Annotated in this window: 18 protein-coding genes; 14 read left to right on the top strand and 4 right to left on the bottom strand. The window is 58.8% G+C overall.

The window, feature by feature from the left end; translation table 11 throughout:
• Window positions 1-6 precede the first annotated feature (6 nt).
• The 4 genes from selA to PMI17_RS23000 all read left to right on the top strand — a co-directional run bounded on the left by selA (window position 7) and on the right by PMI17_RS23000 (window position 3,906).
• A complete protein-coding gene (gene selA / locus PMI17_RS22985; RefSeq protein ID WP_007893421.1) occupies window positions 7-1,386 on the top strand; it encodes an L-seryl-tRNA(Sec) selenium transferase in 1,380 nt (459 codons plus the stop codon).
• On the top strand, window positions 1,383-3,236 hold the full coding sequence (gene selB, locus PMI17_RS22990) for a selenocysteine-specific translation elongation factor (RefSeq protein WP_007893422.1): 1,854 nt from the start codon (window positions 1,383-1,385) through the stop codon (window positions 3,234-3,236). The genes selA and selB overlap by 4 nt, the downstream gene beginning before the upstream one ends.
• Before the next feature lie 111 nt (window positions 3,237-3,347).
• The gene (locus PMI17_RS22995) at window positions 3,348-3,632 is read left to right on the top strand and encodes a type II toxin-antitoxin system ParD family antitoxin (protein ID WP_007893423.1); all 285 of its coding nucleotides are present in this window, start codon (window positions 3,348-3,350) and stop codon (window positions 3,630-3,632) included.
• The gene (locus PMI17_RS23000) at window positions 3,619-3,906 is read left to right on the top strand and encodes a type II toxin-antitoxin system RelE/ParE family toxin (protein ID WP_235440742.1); all 288 of its coding nucleotides are present in this window, start codon (window positions 3,619-3,621) and stop codon (window positions 3,904-3,906) included. Before PMI17_RS22995 ends, PMI17_RS23000 begins: the two co-directional genes overlap by 14 nt.
• A gap of 85 nt (window positions 3,907-3,991) precedes the next feature.
• Here the strand turns inward: PMI17_RS23000 and glyS are convergent, their stop codons facing one another.
• On the bottom strand, window positions 3,992-6,061 hold the full coding sequence (gene glyS / locus PMI17_RS23005; RefSeq protein ID WP_007893428.1) for a glycine--tRNA ligase subunit beta: 2,070 nt from the start codon (window positions 6,059-6,061) through the stop codon (window positions 3,992-3,994).
• Between the two features lie 9 nt (window positions 6,062-6,070).
• Window positions 6,071-6,982: a glycine--tRNA ligase subunit alpha gene (glyQ, locus tag PMI17_RS23010; RefSeq protein ID WP_007893431.1), complete on the bottom strand. Its 912-nt coding sequence runs from the start codon at window positions 6,980-6,982 to the stop codon at window positions 6,071-6,073.
• Between the two features lie 337 nt (window positions 6,983-7,319).
• Between glyQ and PMI17_RS23015 the strand changes: the two genes are divergently transcribed.
• The 10 genes from PMI17_RS23015 to PMI17_RS23060 all read left to right on the top strand — a co-directional run bounded on the left by PMI17_RS23015 (window position 7,320) and on the right by PMI17_RS23060 (window position 17,822).
• Window positions 7,320-7,712 carry a RidA family protein gene (locus PMI17_RS23015; protein WP_007893433.1) on the top strand — a complete coding sequence of 131 codons (393 nt, stop codon included), beginning with the start codon at window positions 7,320-7,322 and terminating at the stop codon, window positions 7,710-7,712.
• Entirely contained in the window at window positions 7,712-8,683 is a 972-nt protein-coding gene (locus tag PMI17_RS23020) for a D-2-hydroxyacid dehydrogenase (RefSeq protein WP_007893436.1), read from the top strand. The genes PMI17_RS23015 and PMI17_RS23020 overlap by 1 nt, the downstream gene beginning before the upstream one ends.
• Before the next feature lie 202 nt (window positions 8,684-8,885).
• Window positions 8,886-9,782, top strand: coding sequence for a transporter substrate-binding domain-containing protein (locus PMI17_RS23025; RefSeq protein ID WP_007893438.1), 897 nt, complete (start codon window positions 8,886-8,888; stop codon window positions 9,780-9,782).
• A 64-nt stretch (window positions 9,783-9,846) separates the two neighbouring features.
• Complete coding sequence (locus tag PMI17_RS23030) at window positions 9,847-11,373, top strand: amino acid ABC transporter permease/ATP-binding protein (protein WP_007893440.1); 1,527 nt, start codon at window positions 9,847-9,849, stop codon at window positions 11,371-11,373.
• Window positions 11,360-12,412: an alpha-hydroxy acid oxidase gene (locus PMI17_RS23035; RefSeq protein ID WP_007893442.1), complete on the top strand. Its 1,053-nt coding sequence runs from the start codon at window positions 11,360-11,362 to the stop codon at window positions 12,410-12,412. The genes PMI17_RS23030 and PMI17_RS23035 overlap by 14 nt, the downstream gene beginning before the upstream one ends.
• Window positions 12,412-13,338 (top strand): ABC transporter substrate-binding protein, encoded by a 927-nt coding sequence (locus tag PMI17_RS23040; protein ID WP_007893444.1) that lies wholly within the window; start codon window positions 12,412-12,414, stop codon window positions 13,336-13,338. The genes PMI17_RS23035 and PMI17_RS23040 overlap by 1 nt, the downstream gene beginning before the upstream one ends.
• Window positions 13,335-14,723: a dihydroorotase family protein gene (locus tag PMI17_RS23045; RefSeq protein WP_007893445.1), complete on the top strand. Its 1,389-nt coding sequence runs from the start codon at window positions 13,335-13,337 to the stop codon at window positions 14,721-14,723. Before PMI17_RS23040 ends, PMI17_RS23045 begins: the two co-directional genes overlap by 4 nt.
• Window position 14,724: 1 nt before the next feature.
• On the top strand, window positions 14,725-15,486 hold the full coding sequence (locus tag PMI17_RS23050) for a GntR family transcriptional regulator (protein WP_007893447.1): 762 nt from the start codon (window positions 14,725-14,727) through the stop codon (window positions 15,484-15,486).
• A gap of 32 nt (window positions 15,487-15,518) precedes the next feature.
• Window positions 15,519-16,634 (top strand): mandelate racemase/muconate lactonizing enzyme family protein, encoded by a 1,116-nt coding sequence (locus tag PMI17_RS23055; RefSeq protein WP_007893449.1) that lies wholly within the window; start codon window positions 15,519-15,521, stop codon window positions 16,632-16,634.
• A 192-nt stretch (window positions 16,635-16,826) separates the two neighbouring features.
• Window positions 16,827-17,822, top strand: coding sequence for an acyltransferase (locus PMI17_RS23060; protein WP_007893451.1), 996 nt, complete (start codon window positions 16,827-16,829; stop codon window positions 17,820-17,822).
• On the opposite strand, the gene PMI17_RS23065 is transcribed toward PMI17_RS23060, so the two are convergent.
• Window positions 17,807-18,739, bottom strand: a complete 933-nt coding sequence (locus PMI17_RS23065) for a GlxA family transcriptional regulator (RefSeq protein WP_007893454.1) — start codon at window positions 18,737-18,739, stop codon at window positions 17,807-17,809. The two genes, PMI17_RS23060 and PMI17_RS23065, sit on opposite strands and share 16 nt — an antisense overlap.
• Window positions 18,740-18,902: 163 nt before the next feature.
• Entirely contained in the window at window positions 18,903-20,345 is a 1,443-nt protein-coding gene (xylB, locus tag PMI17_RS23070; protein ID WP_007893456.1) for a xylulokinase, read from the bottom strand.
• Window positions 20,346-20,390: the final 45 nt, after the last annotated feature.

A 20,390-nucleotide genomic window follows, 5' to 3' on the forward strand; every position in this document is an offset into this window, starting at 1 on the left:
CACTTGATGAAAAACCTTTATAGTCAATTACCTGCTATTGATAGCCTGCTGCGCGATCCCGCACTGCAGCCGCTGGTTGCCGATCTCGGTACTGCCTTTGCCACCCGTCAACTGCGTGCAATGCAGCAGGAAGCGCGTGATCACATTCAGCAGCAGCAAACGTTACCCGCCTGGCACGCCAGCTGGCCGGACGAAGCATTGCGGCGCTCTCAGCACCAGCAGCAAAGTGCGCTGCGTCCGGTGTTCAATCTCACTGGCACCGTGCTGCACACCAATCTCGGCCGGGCGCAACTCAGCGATCGCGCCATCGACGCGGTGGTTAACTGCTTGCGCCAGCCGGTGACGCTGGAATATGCGCTGGATGACGCCGCTCGCGGCCATCGCGATCGTGCAGTCAGCGCGTTACTGTGCGAGTTAACCGGCGCGGAAGCGGCATGCATCGTCAATAACAACGCGGCGGCGGTTTTATTGATGCTGGCGGCCTTAGCGCCGGGCCGTGAAGTGATTGTCTCGCGCGGCGAACTCGTTGAGATTGGTGGCGCCTTCCGTATTCCTGACGTGATGCGCCAGGCAGGCTGCAAATTAGTCGAAGTGGGCACCACCAATCGCACCCATCTGAAGGATTATCGCGCCGCGATCGGCGAAAATAGTGGCCTGTTGATGAAGGTGCATACTAGCAACTATCTAATTCAGGGCTTTACTCATGCGGTAACAGAAGCGGAGTTGGCTGAACTGGGAGATGCGTATCAATTGCCGGTGATCACCGATCTTGGCAGCGGTTCGCTGATAGATATGACCGAATTTGGCCTGCCAGCAGAGCCAATGCCGCAGCAACTGATTGCTGCCGGTGTAAGTTTGGTGAGTTTTTCCGGCGATAAGCTGCTGGGTGGTCCACAGGCCGGGATTATCGTCGGCAAACAGGCGCTGATTGACCAGCTGCAGTCGCATCCGCTGAAACGTGCGCTGCGCGTCGACAAAATGACGCTCGCTGCGCTGGAAGCCACATTACAGCTCTATCGCCAGCCGGAAACCTTGCGTGAAGCGTTACCCACGCTGCGTCTGCTGACGCGTTCTGCGCACGATATTCTGCAGCAGGCCGAGCGCCTGATGCCAGCACTGGAACATGCTTATAACCAGCAGTTTTCACTGGCGATAGCGCCCTGTTCATCACAAATTGGTAGCGGATCGCTGCCGGTTGAGCGCCTCTCCAGTTTCGCCATCACCTTTACGCCACGCGAGGGACGCGGCAGCCAACTCACTAATTTGTCACAACGCTGGCGCAGCCTGCCACGCCCGGTGATTGGTCGTATTCAGGAAGGCAAACTGTGGCTCGATTTGCGTTGCCTCGATGATGAAGCCGCCCTGATTCAGGCCTTAGTACCATGATTATTGCCACCGCTGGACATGTCGATCATGGCAAAACCGCGCTCTTGCAGGCGTTAACCGGCGTTGATGCCGATCGTCTGCCAGAAGAGAAACGGCGTGGTATGACCATCGATCTCGGCTACGCCTATTGGCCGCAGCCGGATGGGCGCGTGCTCGGCTTTATTGATGTGCCGGGCCATGAAAAATTCCTCGCCAATATGCTGGCGGGCATCGGCGGCATTCATCACGCGCTATTAGTGGTGGCCTGCGACGATGGCGTGATGCCGCAAACCCGTGAACACCTGCAACTGCTCAGCCTGGCCGGACAGCCGCCGCTGAGCGTGGCGCTGACCAAAGCGGATCGCGTGGATCAGGCGCGCATCGCCGAAGTGCAGCGGCAGGTGGCGCAGCTCACGCAACAGCTTGGCTGGCTCGCGGTGCCGCAGTTTGTCACCAGCAGCCACACGCAACAGGGCATCGACGCGTTGCGCCAGCATCTCAGCACGCTGGCTGAACCTGTGTTCGACGACCGCTACCGTTTTCGCCTCGCTATCGATCGCGCCTTCACATTAAAAGGCACCGGTTTAGTGGTGACCGGCACCGCGCTGTCGGGGGAAGTCAACGTCGGTGACACGCTGTGGCTTAGCAGCCTGAATCTGCCGCTGCGCGTGCGCGCGCTGCATGCGCAGAACCAATCGGTGACGCGGGCGCAGGCCGGTGAACGCATCGCGTTGAATATCGTCGGTGACGTCGAGAAAGCGCAGATTGCGCGCGGTGACTGGCTGCTGGCGCAACAACCACCGCCAGGCTCCACGCGATTAACCGTGGCGCTGCGCTTGCTACAGCCATTGAAAAACACCTCGCAGCCGATTCATCTCCATCACGCCGCCAGCCATGTCACCGGACGCGTCACGCTGCTGGCCGATGACATAGCGGAAGTGGTGCTGAATGAGCCGCTGTGGCTGGCGGAGAACGATCGGTTGATTATCCGCGACAGCAACGCGCAGCAAACCCTGGGCGGCGCGCGCGTGGTGCTGCTTAACAGCAAAAAGCGCGGCAAACGTCAGGCGGATTACCTTGCCTGGCTGCAACAACTGGCCGCAACGGAAGATGATGGCACCAGCTTGCGCGCGCATCTGGCGTATCAACCGACCGAATCGGCTGAGCTGGGCTGGGCACGCCAGCTCACCACTCCCGCGCTGAACGCATTAATCGCAAAGATTGCACCAGTGCAGCTCGGCAACGCGCTCATGAGTGTCGAACAGGCTGCAGCGTGGCAGCAGACGCTGCTGGCGTCGCTGGCGCATTTTCATCAGCAGCATCCGGAAGTGCCGGGCATCGGGCACGATCGCCTGCGCCGCGTGGCACTGCCGCACCAGCCTGCTGAATGGGTGCTAGCGCTGATTGATCAGCTGCTGACACAAGGAGACCTGCAACAGCGCCAGGGTTGGCTGCATCTGCCCGATTTCGAACCGCGCTTTAATCCGCAGGAAGAAATAGTGTGGCAGCAGGTTGGCCCGCTGTTTAGCGACCAGCCGTTGTGGGTGCGCGATATCGCGCTGACGTTACAGCAGGATGAACAGGTAATCCGCTCGCTGCTGTTGACCGCAGCCCGCCTCGGGCACATTACGGCGATCGTGCGCGATCGCTACTATCGCAGCGACCAGATCCAGATCTTTGCCGATCTGATTCGTCAGCGTGCCACGCAAGGTGGCAGCACCAGCGCCGCCGATTTCCGCAACCAGCTCGGTACCGGGCGTAAAGTGGCGGTACAAATTCTTGAATTCTTTGACCGCAGCGGCTTCACCCGGCGTCGTGGCAACGATCATCTGCTGCGCGACGCGCGCCTGTTCCCCGCCTCTTCTGCTTAAAATCTCTCGCGTTGCCTCGCAGTTCTCGCTGTAACTGCGCTGCAACGCGCATTCCCAGTTGTGCAAAAAAGTGCCAGAATGTAAGAAATACTCTTACATTGGATAACGATGATGGCACGTACCATGACGATCGATTTAGGCGATGAACTGCGCGAGTTTGTTGAATCTCTGGTTGAGTCCGGCGACTACCGTACGCAAAGCGAAGTGGTGCGCGACTCGCTGCGCTTGCTACGAGAGAAGCAGGCGGAATCGAAACTGGAGAATTTGAAAAAACTGATTCAACAAGGATTGGATAGCGGGGTGGCAGAAGATTGGGATGGAGAAACTTTTCTTAAAAAAATGAGAGCCAGGGTAGGCATCGATGAAGAGAACGATACAGGTAATGCAGGAAGCTGATGCAGATTTAAAGTCGATTTGGTTTTACGGATATTGGAATTTTGGCATCAACAAAGCCGAAGATTATGCAAGGAAGCTATATCAACGGTTTTATCATCTGGAAGAAAATGAGTTAGGTCGTAAACGCGTAGATTTGGGCAACGCAATATTCTCCATGCCACATCGTGAGCATGTAATTTATTATCTTGTAGAGTCTGAAAACGTATTTATTATGCGCGTCCTCCATCATTCACAGGATGCATTATCACAGATATCGATTCCTATATGGTTCTGAATAAAAAAAGGGACGATTTATCGTCCCTTTTGATTTATCCGGCCCGCCTACAACGTAGGGTCGCCATTCATGGCGACCGGGCCAATTACTGCAGCAGCGAAATGTCCGCTACCTGCAGGAACAGCTGACGCAGCTGTGCCAGCAGCGTCAGACGGTTAATACGCACCGCCTGATCGTCAGCGTTAACCATCACTTTATCGAAGAAGTTGTCCACCGCTTCACGCAGTTGCGCCAGTTCCACCAGCGCATCCTGATAACGACCTTCTGCAAAATACGGCTGCAGCTTATCGCCCAGCGCGGTCACGAAGGTCGCCAGTTGGATCTCTTCGTTCTCTTTCAGCAGGGAAGCCTGCACGCTGTCATTCAGGGTTTCGGTCGATTTCGCCAGGATATTCGACACGCGTTTGTTAGCAGCGGCCAGTGTGGCTGCGGCTTCGAGCGTACGGAAGTGCGAAACCGCCTTCATGCGCGCATCAAAGTCTGCCGGACGAGTTGGACGACGCGCCAACACCGCCTGAATGGTGTCAACGCTGTGGCCCTCTTCCTGATACCAGGTACGGAAACGGCCCAGCATAAAGTCGATCACTTCATCGACCACTTTAGCGTTGCTCAGCTTGCTACCGTACAGACGCACCGCTTCTTCGGTCAGCGTTTGCAGATCGAGCGACAGGTTTTTCTCAACGATGATGCGCAGCACGCCCAGCGCCGCGCGACGCAGTGCGAACGGGTCTTTATCGCCTTTCGGATGCTGACCGATACCGAAGATGCCCGCGAGGGTGTCCATCTTGTCGGCAATCGCCACGGCACAGGCCACAGGGTTAGACGGCAGATCGTCACCGGCAAAGCGCGGCTGATACTGCTCGTTCAGCGCAACGGCCACATCTTCCGCTTCGCCATCGTGGCGCGCGTAGTGCATGCCCATCACGCCCTGCGTGTCGGTGAACTCGAAGACCATGTTGGTCATCAGGTCACATTTCGACAGCAAGCCAGCGCGGGTCGCGTGATTCACATCGGCGCCAATCTGCGCCGCAATCCAGCCGGCCAGTGCCTGAATACGATCCGTTTTGTCACGCAGCGTACCCAGCTCTTTCTGGAACAGTACGGTTTCCAGACGCGGCAGATTATCTTCCAGACGCTTTTTGCGGTCAGAGTTAAAGAAGAACTCCGCATCCGCCAGACGCGGGCGCACGACCTTCTCGTTACCGGAGATGATCTGCTGAGGATCTTTGGATTCGATGTTGGTGACGAAGATGAAATTCGGCAGCAGCTTGCCCGCCGCGTCGTACACCGGGAAGTACTTCTGGTCACCTTTCATGGTGTAAACCAGCGCTTCAGCTGGCACCGCGAGGAACTTCTCTTCGAATTTCGCCGTCAGCACCACCGGGAATTCCACCAGCGAGGTCACTTCTTCCAGCAGGCTTTCGCTCAGATCGGCGATGCCGCCAATCTTCTGTGCCGCTGCTTCCGCATCCGCTTTGATTTTGGCTTTACGCGCGGCGTAATCCGCCACCACTTTGCCGCGCTCCAGCAACAGCTGCGGATACTGATCGGCGTTGTCGATGGTGAACTCTGGCTCGCCCATAAAGCGATGACCGCGAATCACGCGATCGGATTCAATACCGAGAATCTTCGCGGGAATCAGCTCGTCACCCAGCAGCAGCGTAACGGTGTGCACCGGACGCACAAACTGCACGTCGCTTGCGCCCCAGCGCATCAGCTTAGGAATCGGCAGCTTGCTCAGCGCAGTCGCGACCATCGCGGGCAGAAGCGCCTGCGCGCTTTCGCCGGTGATCGCGGCACGATGCACCAGCCATTCGCCTTTATCGGTGCTCAGACGTTCAGCCTGAGCAACGGTGATGCCGTTGCCACGCGCCCAGCCTTCGGCCGCTTTAGTCGCATTGCCGTCGGCATCAAACGCAGCGGCAATCGCCGGGCCACGTTTTTCAACTTCGCGATCCGGCTGCGCAGCTGCCAGGGTAGCCACTTTCAGCGCCAGACGGCGCGGAGCAGCAAACCAGCTGACTTCGCCATGCGTCAAACCGGCGCTATCGAGTTCAGCGGTGAAGTGCGCAGCAAAGGCTTCTGCCAGGCTGCGCAGCGCTTTCGGAGGCAACTCTTCGGTGCCAATTTCCACCAGGAAAGTTTTATCGGTCATGGCTGCCTCTTACTTGTTTTTATTGCACAACGGGAAGCCAAGCGCCTCACGGGACGCATAATAGGCTTCCGCCACGGCTTTCGTCAGGGTGCGGATACGCAGGATATAGCGCTGGCGTTCGGTAACCGAAATCGCCTTGCGTGCGTCCAGCAGGTTAAAGCTGTGCGCCGCTTTCAAAATGCGCTCATAAGCCGGCAGCGGCAGCGGTTTTTCCAGCGCCAGCAGCTGCTGTGCTTCTTTCTCATACTGCTCGAAGCAGGTGAAAAGGAAGTCGACGTCAGCGTATTCGAAGTTGTAGGTCGACTGTTCCACTTCGTTCTGATGGAACACTTCGCCATAGGTGGTTTTACCAAACGGACCGTCGCTCCACACCAGATCGTAAACGCTGTCTACGCCCTGGATGTACATCGCCAGGCGCTCTAAGCCGTAAGTGATCTCGCCGGTCACCGGCTTACACTCAAGGCCGCCCACCTGCTGGAAGTAAGTGAACTGCGTCACTTCCATGCCGTTTAGCCACACTTCCCAACCGAGTCCCCATGCGCCAAGCGTAGGGTTTTCCCAGTTGTCTTCGACAAAGCGAATGTCGTGGATGGTGGGATCCATACCCAGCTCTTTCAGCGACCCAAGGTACAGCTCCTGAAGATTGTCCGGGTTGGGCTTAATCACCACCTGGAACTGGTAATAGTGCTGCAAACGGTTCGGGTTTTCACCGTAACGTCCGTCAGTCGGACGACGAGATGGCTGCACATAGGCGGTCGCCATCGGCTCTGGGCCTAAGGCGCGCAGGCAAGTCATCGGGTGAGAGGTGCCGGCGCCCACTTCCATGTCCAACGGTTGGACAATGGTGCAGCCTTGACGCGCCCAGTAATCCTGCAAGGTCAGGATCAGGCCCTGAAAGGTCTTGGTATCAAACTTTTGCATGTTGAATTCGCACGCGATACGGATCGGTTAAAAAAAGAGTGCGCCAGTATACCCTTTGACCGCGGATTGTGCAGCCGGAAATCCTGGCCAGCGATGAGGCGTTAACGACAGGTTAAAACAGAGCAATAAGAAAATCGTATACGATTCATTCACCCCCTCAACTCTCGCCATCATAAATTCAATAAAATCATTAAATTCAATGCTTTGATCGATATATCAGCAAATCTTATTACGTGACGCACATCACCTTTTTGACCCAATGGTTAAAAATCGCACATTGACACTTGTATAATCGTATACGAAATTGCGGTGAAACAGTTTTACCTGAGATTTCACCATGAAGATTGTGCTTAGTTACCCCGGAATGAACGCCAGCGACCGCCCAATGGGGCCCGCGCCGCTCTCCGCCGCCGTGCTGCATGAACCGATGCTGTTTATTTCCGGCCAGGTGGCGATAGATCCCTACAGCGGCGAGATTGTTGGCCATGACATCGCCAGTCAGACGCGCCAGGTGCTGAAAAACGTCGGCGACCTGCTGAGCGAAGCGCAAATGACCATCGACAACGTGGTACGCGTAACGATCTACCTCACTGACCTCAGCACCTTCAGCGAGATGAATGCTGCTTACAGTGAATTCTTTCAGTTCCCCTTCCCGGCACGCGCCACCGTGGGTATTCAGCTCAACCATCCTGACCTGCTGGTCGAGATGGAAGTGACGGCGATGCGCTGATGCATATCCATATCGAGAACGACGCCAGCGCCCCGCACGCGCTCCATCTTTCGCTCGAGCAGTTGCAACAGCAGCTGAATGCGCATGCGCAACTGCGTAATCACTTCACGTTGAGCGAAAACAGCGATGCGGCGCAGACCGCCAGCTTCCTTGCCCGCTGCGACATTCTGTGGAGCGGCCGCAAGCTGGCGCTCGATGAGTTCAGCACGCCACGCCTCGGCTGGGTGCAGGTGATGTCCGCTGGCGTTGAGCAGTGGCTGGCGCACTGGCCGCAAGGCGTAACGCTCACTAACGCCTCCGGCGTGCACGGCAATAAAGGGGCCGAGTTCATTTTGATGGCGGCGCTGATGTTTAACTTCGGCATTCCCGGTTTTCTGCAGGATCAGGCGCAGCGTCTGTGGCGTCCGACGTTTGGCGGCTGCGCACGCGGAAAAACCGTGCTGCTGCTGGGCGTGGGCGGGATTGGTGCGGCCGCAGCGAATCTGCTGAGCGCGCAAGGTTACCGCGTGATTGGCGTGACGCGCAGCGGCCAGTGCGATGCCAACGTGGCGCGCTGCATCCGCATTGATGCCGTAGATGAAGTGCTGCCGCAGGTTGATGTAGTGGTTTCCACCCTGCCGCTGACGCCACAAACGCACAACCTGTTCGATCGTCAGCGTCTGGACCGGCTGCCCACACGCGCCGGTATCGTGATTGTCGGTCGCGCCGATGTGTTCGATTACTCCGCGCTGCGCGAAAAACTGCAGGCAGGTGAACTGGCGGGCGCGGTGCTGGATGTGTATCCGCAAGAGCCGTTACCGGCCGACGACCCGCTGTGGCACACGCCCGGCGTGGTGATGACGCCGCACTGCAGTCTCGACGATCACAGCGCTTACCTCGCCGGTTGTCTTGAGGTGTTTCTCGATAATCTGGCGCGTTACCGCCACGGACAACCGCTGCGCAACCAGGTTGATGCGGCAAGAGGTTATTAAGGGTGCGCTTTTCCCCTCACCCTAACCCTCTCCCATAAATGGGAGAGGGGATAAACAGATTTCCAGCCCGCACTATCGGCCCCCTCTCCCGCTTGCGGGAGAGGGCTGGGGTGAGGGACAAGCAGCACCCACACACACCAAAGACGTTCATAAATCACAAGGTCATCGCTTTTTCATTTACCAGCATCAGGGGAACCTTCTTATGAAATTTGCACGCACTGCTTTGTTAATCTCTGGTCTCACCGGCAGCTTACTGGCGGGCATCTCCAGCGCTCACGCCGCCAGCACCGATCCCATCACGCCCACCGCCAGCGACTTCGCCGCCATGGCGCAGTGTAAAGCGCTGCAAACCAAGTATCCCGCGCTGAAAGGCAAAGATCTGGTGGTCGGCCTCGGCGGCTACACCAAAGGCTTTGAAGCGCCCTCGGAAAAAGATCCCAGCATCATTGAAGGTCTCGATCCCTCCCTGTTCGAGCGCATCAGCAGCTGCCTCGGTGCCAAACACAGTTATCAAAGCGGCTCCTTCAACGTGCTGCTCACCTCGATCGCCAGTGGACGCGCCGACATCGGCCCGATGCTGTACGTCACTGAAGAGCGCATGAAACAGATCGCTTTCGTGGCTTCCATGCAGGTGCAGGACGGTTCGATTCTGGCCCAGGGCAACCCGAAGAAAATCAACAGTGTTGATGACCTGTGCGGCAAAACCGTCGCCGCTGCTGCGGGTTCCTACGAAGCCAACAAGCTGGTGCCAGAGCAGAGCGCCAAATGCAGCGCCGCCGGTAAACCGGAAGTGAGCATGCTGATGGTGCAGAACACCGACAACAGCATTCAGGCGGTGAAAAGCGGTCGCGCCGATGTGTATCTAACCGAAGCCGGTTCAGCCATCGCCATCGCTAAAGCGGACAAAACGCTGCAGAGCGGCTTCACCGTGGACCTGCCAATCATGGTCGGCTTCCCGATTGCCAAAGATAACGCCACGCTGCGCGCTGCCGTGCTGGACGCGATGAAGGTGATTCAGGAGAGCGGCGCACAGAAAAAACTGCTGGATTACTGGGGCCAGGGCAGCGCTGCCGAACGCCCAGTGGTTGCGCGTGGTTAATGCATAAACTCAGCTGCCTCGTTTGGGTAAACCCCTCAAACGAGGCGTTGAGGAGGATAACGCCTTGGAAGATTTTCTTAAGTACCTGACTTTCCCCTACCTCTGGGAAGGTGCCGTAATTGCCGTGCAGCTGTTGGTTGGTGCGCTGGCGGGCGGCATTTTGATTGGCTTTTTCCTGGCGTTAGCCAGCAGCTCAAAACACTGGTTTATCCGCGTGCCGGTGAAAATCTACATCTATACGCTGCGCGGCACGCCGGTGTTGCTGCAGCTGATTCTGCTGTACAACGTGCTGCCGGAATTCGGCCTGCGTTTAAGCCCGTTCACCAGCGCGCTGGTCGCCCTGATGATCAACGAAACCGCCTTCTGCGCTGAAATTATTCGCGGTGGCATTATGGCGACCGATCGCGATCAGAGCATGGCGGCGCAGGCGTTCGGTTATTCGCGCAGCAAAGAGATGATCCACGTGGTGATTCCGCAAGCGTTGCGCGCCATTCTGCCCACCATGGGTAATGAAACCGTTGGGCTGCTGAAATCCACTTCGCTGGCGTCGGTGGTGGGCGTCAATGAGTTGACGATGCGCGGCCAGGCAATTGTGTCGCAAAACTTCCTGTTTATTCCGGTGCTGGTCGCGTCAGGCGGCATCTACCTGATTCTTTCCACCTTGCTGGCGGGCGGCCAATGGTGGCTGGAGAAGTTCTACAACCTGGATGAACGTGCACGTCGGGCACGCGCACGCCTGGCGAAACTGCCGCCGGAAGCAGACGTGATGCCGATGCAACTACCGAAACGGCGCTGGGATACCCAAACCGCCGCGCCGGTGCTGGAAGTGGATCAGCTGTGCGTCGAGTATGCCGGCAAAGCGGTGCTGAAATCGCTGTCGTTGACCGTGCGCCGTGGCGAAGTGGTGGTGCTGCTCGGTCGCTCCGGTTCGGGCAAAAGTACGCTGCTGAAATCCATTCTGGCGCTGACGCCACGCAGCAGCGGCACCATTCAAACCGAAGGCCATTTCATGGGCAGCGACGAAAAAGGTCGCGCGCTAGCGCAGCGACATCTGCCGGTGAACCGTGCTAAATCAGGCATCGGCATCGTATTTCAGCACTTCGCGTTATTCGATCACCTCACCGCGCTGGAAAATGTGATGAGCATTCTGCTGCGCGTGCAAGGTGCACAGCCGGAAATCGCCCGAGCCAAAGCGATGCGCGCGCTGAAGATGGTAGGACTCGGTGATTTTGCCGCCTCGCTGCCGCATGAGCTCTCCGGCGGACAGAAACAGCGCGTTGGCATTGCGCGTGCGCTGGCGGCAGAGCCGCAAATTCTGCTGTTTGATGAACCGACCTCGGCGCTCGATCCTGAACTGGTGCGCGAAGTGAACCAAACCATGCGCAGCCTGGCGCAAACCGGCATCACCATGATCATCAGCACCCATGACATCGCCTTTGCGGCGGGCGTTGCCGATCGCGTGGTGTTTCTGCAAAACGGCGCGCTGATTGAAGAAGGCCCACCAGAAATTCTGCAAAATCCGCAAACGCCGGCTTTCGCCACCTTCCTTGAACATGAAAATGCCGCGGAGGTGCAGCATGCCAACGCCTGAACTGCCGTTTGAACTGACCGCGCGCGAGCGCCTCGGCGATGCGTTGTTCCGCTATATGCAAGGCCAGCCTGCCGATGCGCGCGGTAACGAAGCGGATGCCAATCAGCAGGCTTTGCGCCGCTATCGTCTGCTGCCGCGCGTGCTGCAAGGCAATGACAGCATCGACACGCAGATTTCGCTGCATGAACAACGCTGGGCCGCACCGATTGGCGTCGGCGCCTTTGCCGGTGACCGCATTTTCCACCAAGAGGGTGTGCTGCCGATTGCCCGCGCCTGCAAACGCCTGCAGCTGCCGCTGGTGATCTCCGAGGAGACCGTCACGCCGCTGGAGCAGATTGGCGCGGAGTACCATCGCTGCTGGCTGCAACTGCGTGCAGCAGGCGATGTCGGCCGCATCAAAGCGTTAATCGATCAAGCGGCGCAGGCCGGATTTCAAAACATCGTGCTTACGGTGCTGGCACCGGTGCATCCGGTGGCCGGATTACAGCCCGGCGGCTTCTCGATTGGCGACGCTTTAAAACAGCGCGGCTGGCACACCATCGGCGGCACGCAGCCGGGTGTTGAGCCGCTGCCAGCATTTCCGGTGTGGCGCTGGCAGGAGATTGACGAGGTGGCGGCGCACTGCGCCAATCATCACTTGCCGCTGTGGCTGAAAGGCGTTCTGCATCATGACGACGCTGCGCAGGCGGCACAACACGGCGTCAGCGGCCTGATTGCTTCGAATATCGGTCTGCGCCAGAGCGCGCGCTGGGCCACGCCGGTCGATCAGTTGCCCGATTTGCAGGCGGTGACGCGGCTGCCGCTGTTGCTGGATGGCGGCGTACGCTGCGGCAGCGATGCGGTGGTAGCGCGCTGTCTCGGCGCGTCGCTGTCTCTCAGCGTGCGACCGATCATCAGTGCCTTAGTCGCCGGTGGCGAGAGCGCAGTATTCGAGCTGCTCTCCGGTTGGATCAATGAGATTACCGCCATCAGCCACTGGTGCGGCGTCAGCGACATGGCGGCACTTAACGGCAGTTTTCTCACCGAGGTACGCAGCTGATGCAGACGTTAATTTTCAATCAGGGCGATGCCAGCGAATCACGCATCTATTACTGCGCCCACTATCTGGCGCACAGCCTCGGCCTGTTCGCCGCACAGCAGCTGCAGGTGCATTTCACTACCAGCGAATCGGGCGGACACACCGTGCAGGGCGGACAAGTGCCGGCAGTATTAAGCCGCGATGCCGATCTGACGCTCGGCGGTCCGATGGTGGTGATGAAGCATTTCCAGCAGCACGGCGCGGAGCTGCAGTGTTTCTGCGCCTCGGTGGCCGCCAATCCGTGGTTTCTCGCCGCCGCACAGCCGCAGCCGGATTTTCAGCTCAGCGACCTGCGCGGCAAGCGCGTGCTGGATGTCGGCAATGTCGGCACCGCCACGCTGACCTTCCGCTGGTTACTGGCGCGCCACGGTTTGCAGGATGATGTTGAGTTGATCGCGGGCAGCGGCGATCAAGCGCGCGATTTCGCAGCGGTGGCGCGCGGAGAGGTCGATTATGCGCTGCACGCCATGCACATGCTGGCGCCCGCCATCGTCGCCGGACAGCTCTGCAGCATCAGCAGCCTCGCCAGCTTATGTGGTCACGTGCCGTGGAGTGCTTACATTGCGCGCGCCGATGTGTTGCGCGAGAAAGCACCCGCCTTCGCCGCCTTTTCCCGGGCGATAACCCAGGCGCTGGCGTGGATGGCTACGCATGATGCCGCCGAACTGGCAGAAAAAGTGCAGCCGTTTTATGCCGATTATCCGCGTGATGCGCTGGAACGCGGCCTCGCCGCCTATCAACACGCCAATGTATTTGCACCAGACAGCGTGATTCCACGCGCTGAGTTTGAACATTTCAGCCAGCTATTGGGCGCTATCGGTTGGCTCGATCCTTCACAACCGGTGCCCTATGCGGCGCTGGTGACGCAGGCAGGAGCAGAGCAATGAAACAGTTAATTATTAACGGATTGGTGGTGAGCGAACACGTTACCGCACTCGCCGATCTGTTAATCGAAGACGGCAAAATCAGCGGGTTATTAACGCCTGGTGCGATGACGGACGGCGTTGACGCGGTGATCGATGCACGTGGCCTGATCATCGTGCCTGGCGCCATCGATGTGCATACCCACTTCACCGGTTCGCACGACTTTCCCGAGCAGGAGCTGCGCGAAGGCACGCGCGGCGCGGCGGCGCACGGCGTCACCACCATTGTTGAGATGCCGCACTCGCTGCCGCCCGCGACATCTTTGGCTAACTTCAGCGCCAAAAAAAGCTGGCTGGCCGACAACTGTTCGGTGGATTACGCCATGTGGGCCGGCCTTGATGGCCGCAACGTGCACGAACTGGCGGCGCTGGATCAGGCCGGTGCGCTGGCGTTCAAAGCTTTCCTGTGCAGCGGCGCACCCGGCGGTGAAGCCACCGACGAGAAAGGTTTGCCGCGTCTCGACGACGATGGCCTGCTGCGCGCTATGCGCGAGCTGGCAACCTTCGACGGGCTGATTGGCGTGCACGCCGAGAACCACGAGATTCTCATCGGGGCCGGCAACGAACTGCGCCGCGCCGGACGCAAAGATACGCGCGCCCATGCGCAGGCCGGTCCGGAAATTGCGGAGATTGAAGCGGTGGGCCGCGTCTTGGCCATCGCCGAAGAGACCGGCGCGCGCTGCCATATCGTGCACGTCAGCTCGGCGCGCGCCGCAGAAACCATCGTTGCCGCCAAAGGCCGCGTACGCGCCAGCTTCGAAACCTGTCCGCACTATTTACTGCTCGACGAAGATGATTTGGTGCGCATCGGCCCCAATGCGCGCTGCGGCCCGCCGATCCGCCCGCGTCCGGTGGTGGATGCGCTGTGGCAGGTGCTGCTGCGCGGCGACGTCGACATGATCGCCTCCGACCATTGCCCGTATACACCCGCGCAAAAACAGGCCGGTGAAGCCAGCATCTGGGAGGCGGGTATGGGCTTGACCGGCGTGGAAACGCTCAGCCCGATGTTCTTCAGCGCGGCACATGGCGATCGCGGCGTAGCGCTCAGCGAGTTCGCGCGTATGACCGCCAGCGGACCGGCCAAAGCCTTCCAGCTGTGGGGTAAGAAAGGGGCGATCGCACCCGGGTTTGACGCTGATTTGGTGTTCTACGACGCCAGCCAGAGCTGGACGGTAAAAGGGGCGAACTTCCAGGGACTCGGCAAGTGGAGCGCATTTGAAGGGATGCGCTGTCAGGGTAAAGTGGTGCGCACCATGATTCGTGGCGTCACGGTATTCGAGGATGACCAGATGCAGGTTGAGCCTGGCTTCGGTCAGTTCGTGACCCGACAGGTTGAAACAGGAAAATAACATGGCAGGAAAACCGTCTACCGCTAGTCGTAAAAATAGCGCCCCGCTGGCGCAGGAAGCGGCAACCGATAACAGCTGGAGTGCGGCGCGTCCGCGCACGCTGGTCGATCACGCCGTGGATGCGATTCTCAGCGCCGCCTCGCGCGGCCTGATTTTGCCCGGCGACCGCATCGCCGAACCGGAACTGGTGGCCAAGCTGGGCATGAGCCGCGTGCCGATTCGTGAAGCGCTGCGCATTCTCGAGAGCCAGGGCATCGTCACCAGCGAGCCGTACAAAGGCATCCGCCTGATGGAGATTTCGCATCAGCGGCTGGAGCAGATTATTGATGTGCGCATCCCGCTGGAGACGCTGGCCTGTCGCCGCGCCATTGAGGCTGGACGCAACAGCGCCGAGCAGCTTAACCAGCTTTATCAGGGCGTGGCGCAGATGCAGGCGATGATGCAAAACGATGACGTTTACGGTTTTGCCTCGGCCGATACCGATTTCCACCGCACGCTGTGCAGCTTTGCGCACAACCCGGTGCTGAGCAACTTGTGGGAGTCAATTGCCCGTCAGCTGACGGTGATTTTCGGTCTCTCCACCATGGGCAAATCGATGAGCGACATCATTGAGGAGCACCAACGACTGATCAATGTCTTTGCCGATGGCGACATCGCCAAAATGACCGACGAGGTTGAGAACCACATCCGCATTCAGGCGCTGGACGTGGATTACGAAACCCTGATAACACAGCGCCGACAGCACCGTTCCGCTCTCGGCTAATTTTGAAGTGCCTTTACACCAGGGAAAACACCATGAAAATCATTAACGTTGAGGCGTTTTACCTGCGCCTGCCGGTGATTGAGCAGCGTACCGACAGTTCTCAGGATGCGCTGCTGATCAAAATTACCACCGACGCCGGCATCACCGGCTGGGGCGAAGTGGATGGCAGCCCGTATGTCACCAAAGCCATCATCGAAGCGCCCTATTCGCACACCATGGTAACTGGCCTGAAATCGCTGCTGATTGGCGAAAACCCACTGGAAACTGGCCGTTTGTGGAAGAAAATGCACCGCGCCACCATCTACTACGGACGCAGCGGCGCGGTGTTGCAGGCGATGGCCGGCATCGACATCGCGTTGTGGGACATCAAAGGTAAAGCGCTCGGTAAGCCGATCGTCGAACTGCTGGGCGGCGCGCTGCGCGACAAGATGCGCGTTTACTCCTCCAACATGTTCCAGTTCAGCGTGGAAGAGACCGTGGCCCGCGCCCAGCACGCCATTGATACCGGCCATAGCGGCGTGAAGTTTGGCTGGGAGCCGTTCGGCACCGACGAAGCACTGGACCTGCGCTATCTCGACGCGCTGCGTAATGCGATGGGCGATAACGTGGATCTGATGCTGGATGTCGGTCACGTGTGGGATGCCAAAACCACTATCCGTCGCAGCCAGCGCTACGAGCATCTCAATCTGTTTTGGATCGAGGAGCCGCTGCATCCGGATAACTACGCCGGTTACGGCCAGGTTTCCACCGCCTGCCAGCAGCATATCGCCGCCGGTGAGCAAGAGTGTTCCGTCGTCGGTTTCCAGCGCCTGATTGATGAAGGCGGCATCGATATCGTGCAGATCGATCTGACGCGCACCGGTTTCACCCAGGCGATGGAGATCGCCAGCTACGCGCACAGCCGAGGCCGCAAAGTGTGTAATCACAATTTCACCACCGACATCAATACCGCCGCCTCACTGCATTTCCTCTGTGCGATTGAGAATGCGCTGGTGATGGAGTACTGCGTTGAACCGGGCGAAATCAGCCGCTCGCTGGCGAAAAACCCGGTGCGCATCGCCGATGGCTACGCGTGGCTGCCAAGCGAGCCTGGCCTTGGCGTTGAACCCGATGAAGCGGTGATCGAGAAGTTCCTCGTGCGCGATTAAAGTCTGTTACCGCATAACACCGATGCACACATCGTAGCGGCGCAATTTATTGCGCGATAAATCGCGCCACTACGGCATGTGCGGTAATTGAATTCTGTACCAAACATCAGAGCGATCTGAATTACATCGCAAAAGGTTGTTGGCGCGCGGCTCACTGGCTACCCTTCTTCGCAGTGAATGCAAGAGGACGCCATGCAGCAAAAAATCTACTGGATCGACAACTTACGCGCGGTTGCCTGCCTGATGGTGATCGTCATCCACACCACCACCTGGTACATCACCGGACCGATGGCGGTAACCGGCACAACCTGGGATGTGGCGAATCTGCTCAACTCGGCGTCACGCGTCTGCGTTCCGCTGTTCTTTATGATCTCGGGCTATCTGTTTTTCGGTGAACGTAGCGCGCAGGGGCGACATCTGCTGCGCATCGTGCTGTGCCTGCTGTTTTACAGTGCGGTGGCGCTGGCGTATATCACCTGGCTAACGCCGATTAGCGAAGGGCGATCGCTGCTTAAGCTGCTGCAAAAACCGGTGTTCTATCACCTGTGGTTCTTCTTCGCCATCATCGGCATCTATCTGTTGTCACCGCTGATTCAGGTGAAAAGCGTGGCGCCGCGCTATGTGGCAATGTTGGTGATTGTGCTGGCGGTGCTGGCTAATCCGAATACCGTGAGTCAGTCGCTGGGGCCGTTCCACTGGCTGCCGGTGAATCTTTATGTCAGCGGCGACAGCATTTACTACCTGCTGTATGCGCTGCTCGGACGCGCGATTGGCTGCATGGAAACGGATAAACGTAGCGTGAGCTGGCTGGCAGGATTGGGCTTCATCGCCTGCGTGATTGGCATTGCGCTTGGCACCAAACAGATGCTGAAAATCAACGGCGCGTTCAACGATACCTGGTATCTCTACTGCGGCCCGCTGGTGTTTATTGCCGCCATTAGCCTGTTAATACTGTTCAAAAACACGCTGAATCAGCGCGCGCTGCCGGGACTCGCCACCATTTCGCGCTATTCGCTGCCAATTTATGGCTTTCACGCGCTGTTTATCCACTTTCTGCGCACCCATCACTACGACGACATGTCGCGGCCATGGCTCGATTTGCCGTGGGTGATCGGCGTTACATTAATAGGCAGTCTGCTGCTGGCGATGGGGTTAAAACGCGTGGATAAACGTCATCTGGTGAGCTGATCGTCCCAGCGTTGATGCGCGCGACGCAGCTGGCGCGCCGAGGAGAATCCGGCCGCCAGCGCCGCTTTTTCCGCCGCTTCGCCCTGCTGCTGACGCTGACGAGCAATCACTAAACGCAGCTGTTCATGATATTCGCGCACGCTAATGCCCAGATGCTGGCGAAACAGCCGCGTAAGATGACGTTCGCTAACGTGTGCCCGCTCGGCTAACGCGCTAAGCGACCAATCATATTCGGGATGGGCAATCATCACATCCTGCGCGCGGTGAATTGCCGGATGCATATGGTTGCGATAGCGCAGCCACGGCGACAGCTGGGGATCGTCACCAGAACGGCGGAACCACACCACCATTTCACGCGCCACTTTCAGTGCCTGCGGCGCCCCGCACAGCCGATTGATTAAATGCAGCGCCAAGTCGATGCCGGCGGTAATGCCTGCACTGGTCCAGATGCCGCTATCTTCGACAAACACGCGGTTATCTTTCACTAAAGCTGCCGGCGCCGCCGCTTTCAGGCGCGCTAACACGTCGTGGTGCGTGGTGCACTGCACGCCATCCAGCAATCCCGCCTGCGCGCAGAGCAGTGCTCCGGAACAGATGCACACCAGCGTGATGCGCTGGGCATCAATCGCCGCCTGCTGCTGGCGCAGCCAGTCACGCGCTAATGCTGCCGGTTCGGTGTCAAAACAGACGCGCGAATCGTAGACGCCAGGCACCACCAGCAGGCTGTTGTCGGGCAGCTGCGCGGGCAACGGCGCGATATCGGCGATGGTCATGCCGGTGGAGCACAGCGCGCTGGGCTGAGGACCGATGTAGTGCAGCGCGAAGTGGCCATCAGCCAGCTGCAGAGTTTCCGCCGGGCCGGTGAGATCCAGCGCCATCACGCCGGGAAGGACAAGGAAGAAGACGTGTTGTGGCATGGTGGGCTCCGTGGGATGGGTGCGTCGTTCGGCCAGGGCGGCATGAATGCCACCCCTACAGTAGGGTCGCCATGAATGGCGACCAAATCAGGCCAAACTATCTGACATGACTCGCATATCATACCTGACAAAAAACCTCACATCCTGCCAAATCCAGCCATCATCAAGACATCAACGGCTTTAGCTGCTGATACAAGCGCGCAAACTTGTCACGCTGCGGCTGATACGTCTGATGTCGTGCCGCATCCGGCTGATGCCGCTGCGCCAATTCCAGCGCGGGCCAACGACTATCTGCATCAATCGCCAGCTGCGCTAATCGCGCCGCACCCAGCGCCGGGCCAACTTCACCGCCGTGACAATAATCCAGCGTCAGCCCGCTAATATCCGCCAGCATTTGACGCCAGTAGGCACTCCGCGCGCCGCCGCCAATCAGCATCACCGTTTTCGGCTGCACGCCGCACTCATGCACCGCATCCATACCTTCGGCCAGCGCAAATCCGACACCTTCCAGCACCGCGCGCGCCAGTTCAGCTCGGCCATGCTGATGCGTTAAACCAAAAAACGCACCCTGCGCCTGCGGATTGTTGTGTGGCGTGCGCTCCCCGGAGAGATACGGCAGGAACCATACCGGCGGCACATCGTTGCGCGCTTTTTCCGCTTCACTCAGCAACTGCGGCACATCCTCGCAGCCAGTCAATGCCGCCGCCCAATCCAGACAGGAAGCCGCGCTCAAAATCACCGACATTAAATGCCAGCGCTGCGGCAGGGCATGACAGAAGCTGTGTACCGCCCGCTGCGGATTGCTGAGATAACCATCGCTCACCAGGAAATAGACGCCCGAGGTACCGAGCGACAACATGCCTTGTCCCGGCTCAACCATGCCGACGCCCACCGCGCCCGCCGCGTTATCGCCACCGCCTGCCACCAGCGGCACCGTTTTCATCCCCCAACGTGCGGCAACGTCCGGCAACAAAGTGCCGGTCATTTGATTGCCCTCAAACAGCTGTGGCATCTGGCTGCGCTGCAAATCGCAGGCGTTAAGCATCACATCACTCCAGTCGCGCTGCGCCACGTCCAGCCACATCGTTCCGGCCGCATCCGACATATCACTGGCGAAATCGCCGCTCATGCGCCAGCGCAGATAATCTTTCGGCAGCAGGACTTTCGCGATTTGCGCAAACAGCTGCGGCTCATGCTGTTTCACCCACAACAGCTTGGGCGCGGTAAAGCCGGGCATCATCAGATTGCCGGTGATGTGCCGCGCATCCGGCACGCGCTGCTCAAGCTCGCGGCACTGCTCGCCGCTGCGTCCGTCATTCCATAAAATCGCCGGACGCAGCACCTGATTATCGCGATCCAGCAAGGTGGCACCGTGCATCTGGCCGCTTAGGCCCATCGCCTCTACGCCGCTGAGATCGTGCTGCCGCGCCAGCGCCTGCATAGCGCGATCCGTCGCCTGCCACCAGCTTTCAGGATCCTGCTCGCTCCATAGCGGCTGAGGGCGTGAAACCTCCAGCGGCGCACTCTCCACTGCTATCACCTTGCCGTGCGCATCCAGCAGCGCCACTTTCACGCCGGAAGTGCCCAAATCGATGCCGATCACCATGCTGCGCTCCTGATGAGTTAATAATCTCAGATGACAGAGTTCTAG

It is taken from the genome of Pantoea sp. GM01 (genome assembly GCF_000282675.1).
Taxonomy (GTDB): domain Bacteria; phylum Pseudomonadota; class Gammaproteobacteria; order Enterobacterales; family Enterobacteriaceae; genus Pantoea; species Pantoea nemavictus.

Coding starts and splice junctions, on each gene's coding strand:
- selA (WP_007893421.1), top strand. CDS start 7: ATGAAAAACCTTTATAGTCAATTACCTGCTATTGATAGCCTGCTGCGC.
- selB (WP_007893422.1), top strand. CDS start 1,383: ATGATTATTGCCACCGCTGGACATGTCGATCATGGCAAAACCGCGCTC.
- PMI17_RS22995 (WP_007893423.1), top strand. CDS start 3,348: ATGGCACGTACCATGACGATCGATTTAGGCGATGAACTGCGCGAGTTT.
- PMI17_RS23000 (WP_235440742.1), top strand. CDS start 3,619: ATGCAGGAAGCTGATGCAGATTTAAAGTCGATTTGGTTTTACGGATAT.
- glyS (WP_007893428.1), bottom strand. CDS start 6,061: ATGACCGATAAAACTTTCCTGGTGGAAATTGGCACCGAAGAGTTGCCT.
- glyQ (WP_007893431.1), bottom strand. CDS start 6,982: ATGCAAAAGTTTGATACCAAGACCTTTCAGGGCCTGATCCTGACCTTG.
- PMI17_RS23015 (WP_007893433.1), top strand. CDS start 7,320: ATGAAGATTGTGCTTAGTTACCCCGGAATGAACGCCAGCGACCGCCCA.
- PMI17_RS23020 (WP_007893436.1), top strand. CDS start 7,712: ATGCATATCCATATCGAGAACGACGCCAGCGCCCCGCACGCGCTCCAT.
- PMI17_RS23025 (WP_007893438.1), top strand. CDS start 8,886: ATGAAATTTGCACGCACTGCTTTGTTAATCTCTGGTCTCACCGGCAGC.
- PMI17_RS23035 (WP_007893442.1), top strand. CDS start 11,360: ATGCCAACGCCTGAACTGCCGTTTGAACTGACCGCGCGCGAGCGCCTC.
- PMI17_RS23040 (WP_007893444.1), top strand. CDS start 12,412: ATGCAGACGTTAATTTTCAATCAGGGCGATGCCAGCGAATCACGCATC.
- PMI17_RS23045 (WP_007893445.1), top strand. CDS start 13,335: ATGAAACAGTTAATTATTAACGGATTGGTGGTGAGCGAACACGTTACC.
- PMI17_RS23050 (WP_007893447.1), top strand. CDS start 14,725: ATGGCAGGAAAACCGTCTACCGCTAGTCGTAAAAATAGCGCCCCGCTG.
- PMI17_RS23055 (WP_007893449.1), top strand. CDS start 15,519: ATGAAAATCATTAACGTTGAGGCGTTTTACCTGCGCCTGCCGGTGATT.
- PMI17_RS23060 (WP_007893451.1), top strand. CDS start 16,827: ATGCAGCAAAAAATCTACTGGATCGACAACTTACGCGCGGTTGCCTGC.
- PMI17_RS23065 (WP_007893454.1), bottom strand. CDS start 18,739: ATGCCACAACACGTCTTCTTCCTTGTCCTTCCCGGCGTGATGGCGCTG.
- xylB (WP_007893456.1), bottom strand. CDS start 20,345: ATGGTGATCGGCATCGATTTGGGCACTTCCGGCGTGAAAGTGGCGCTG.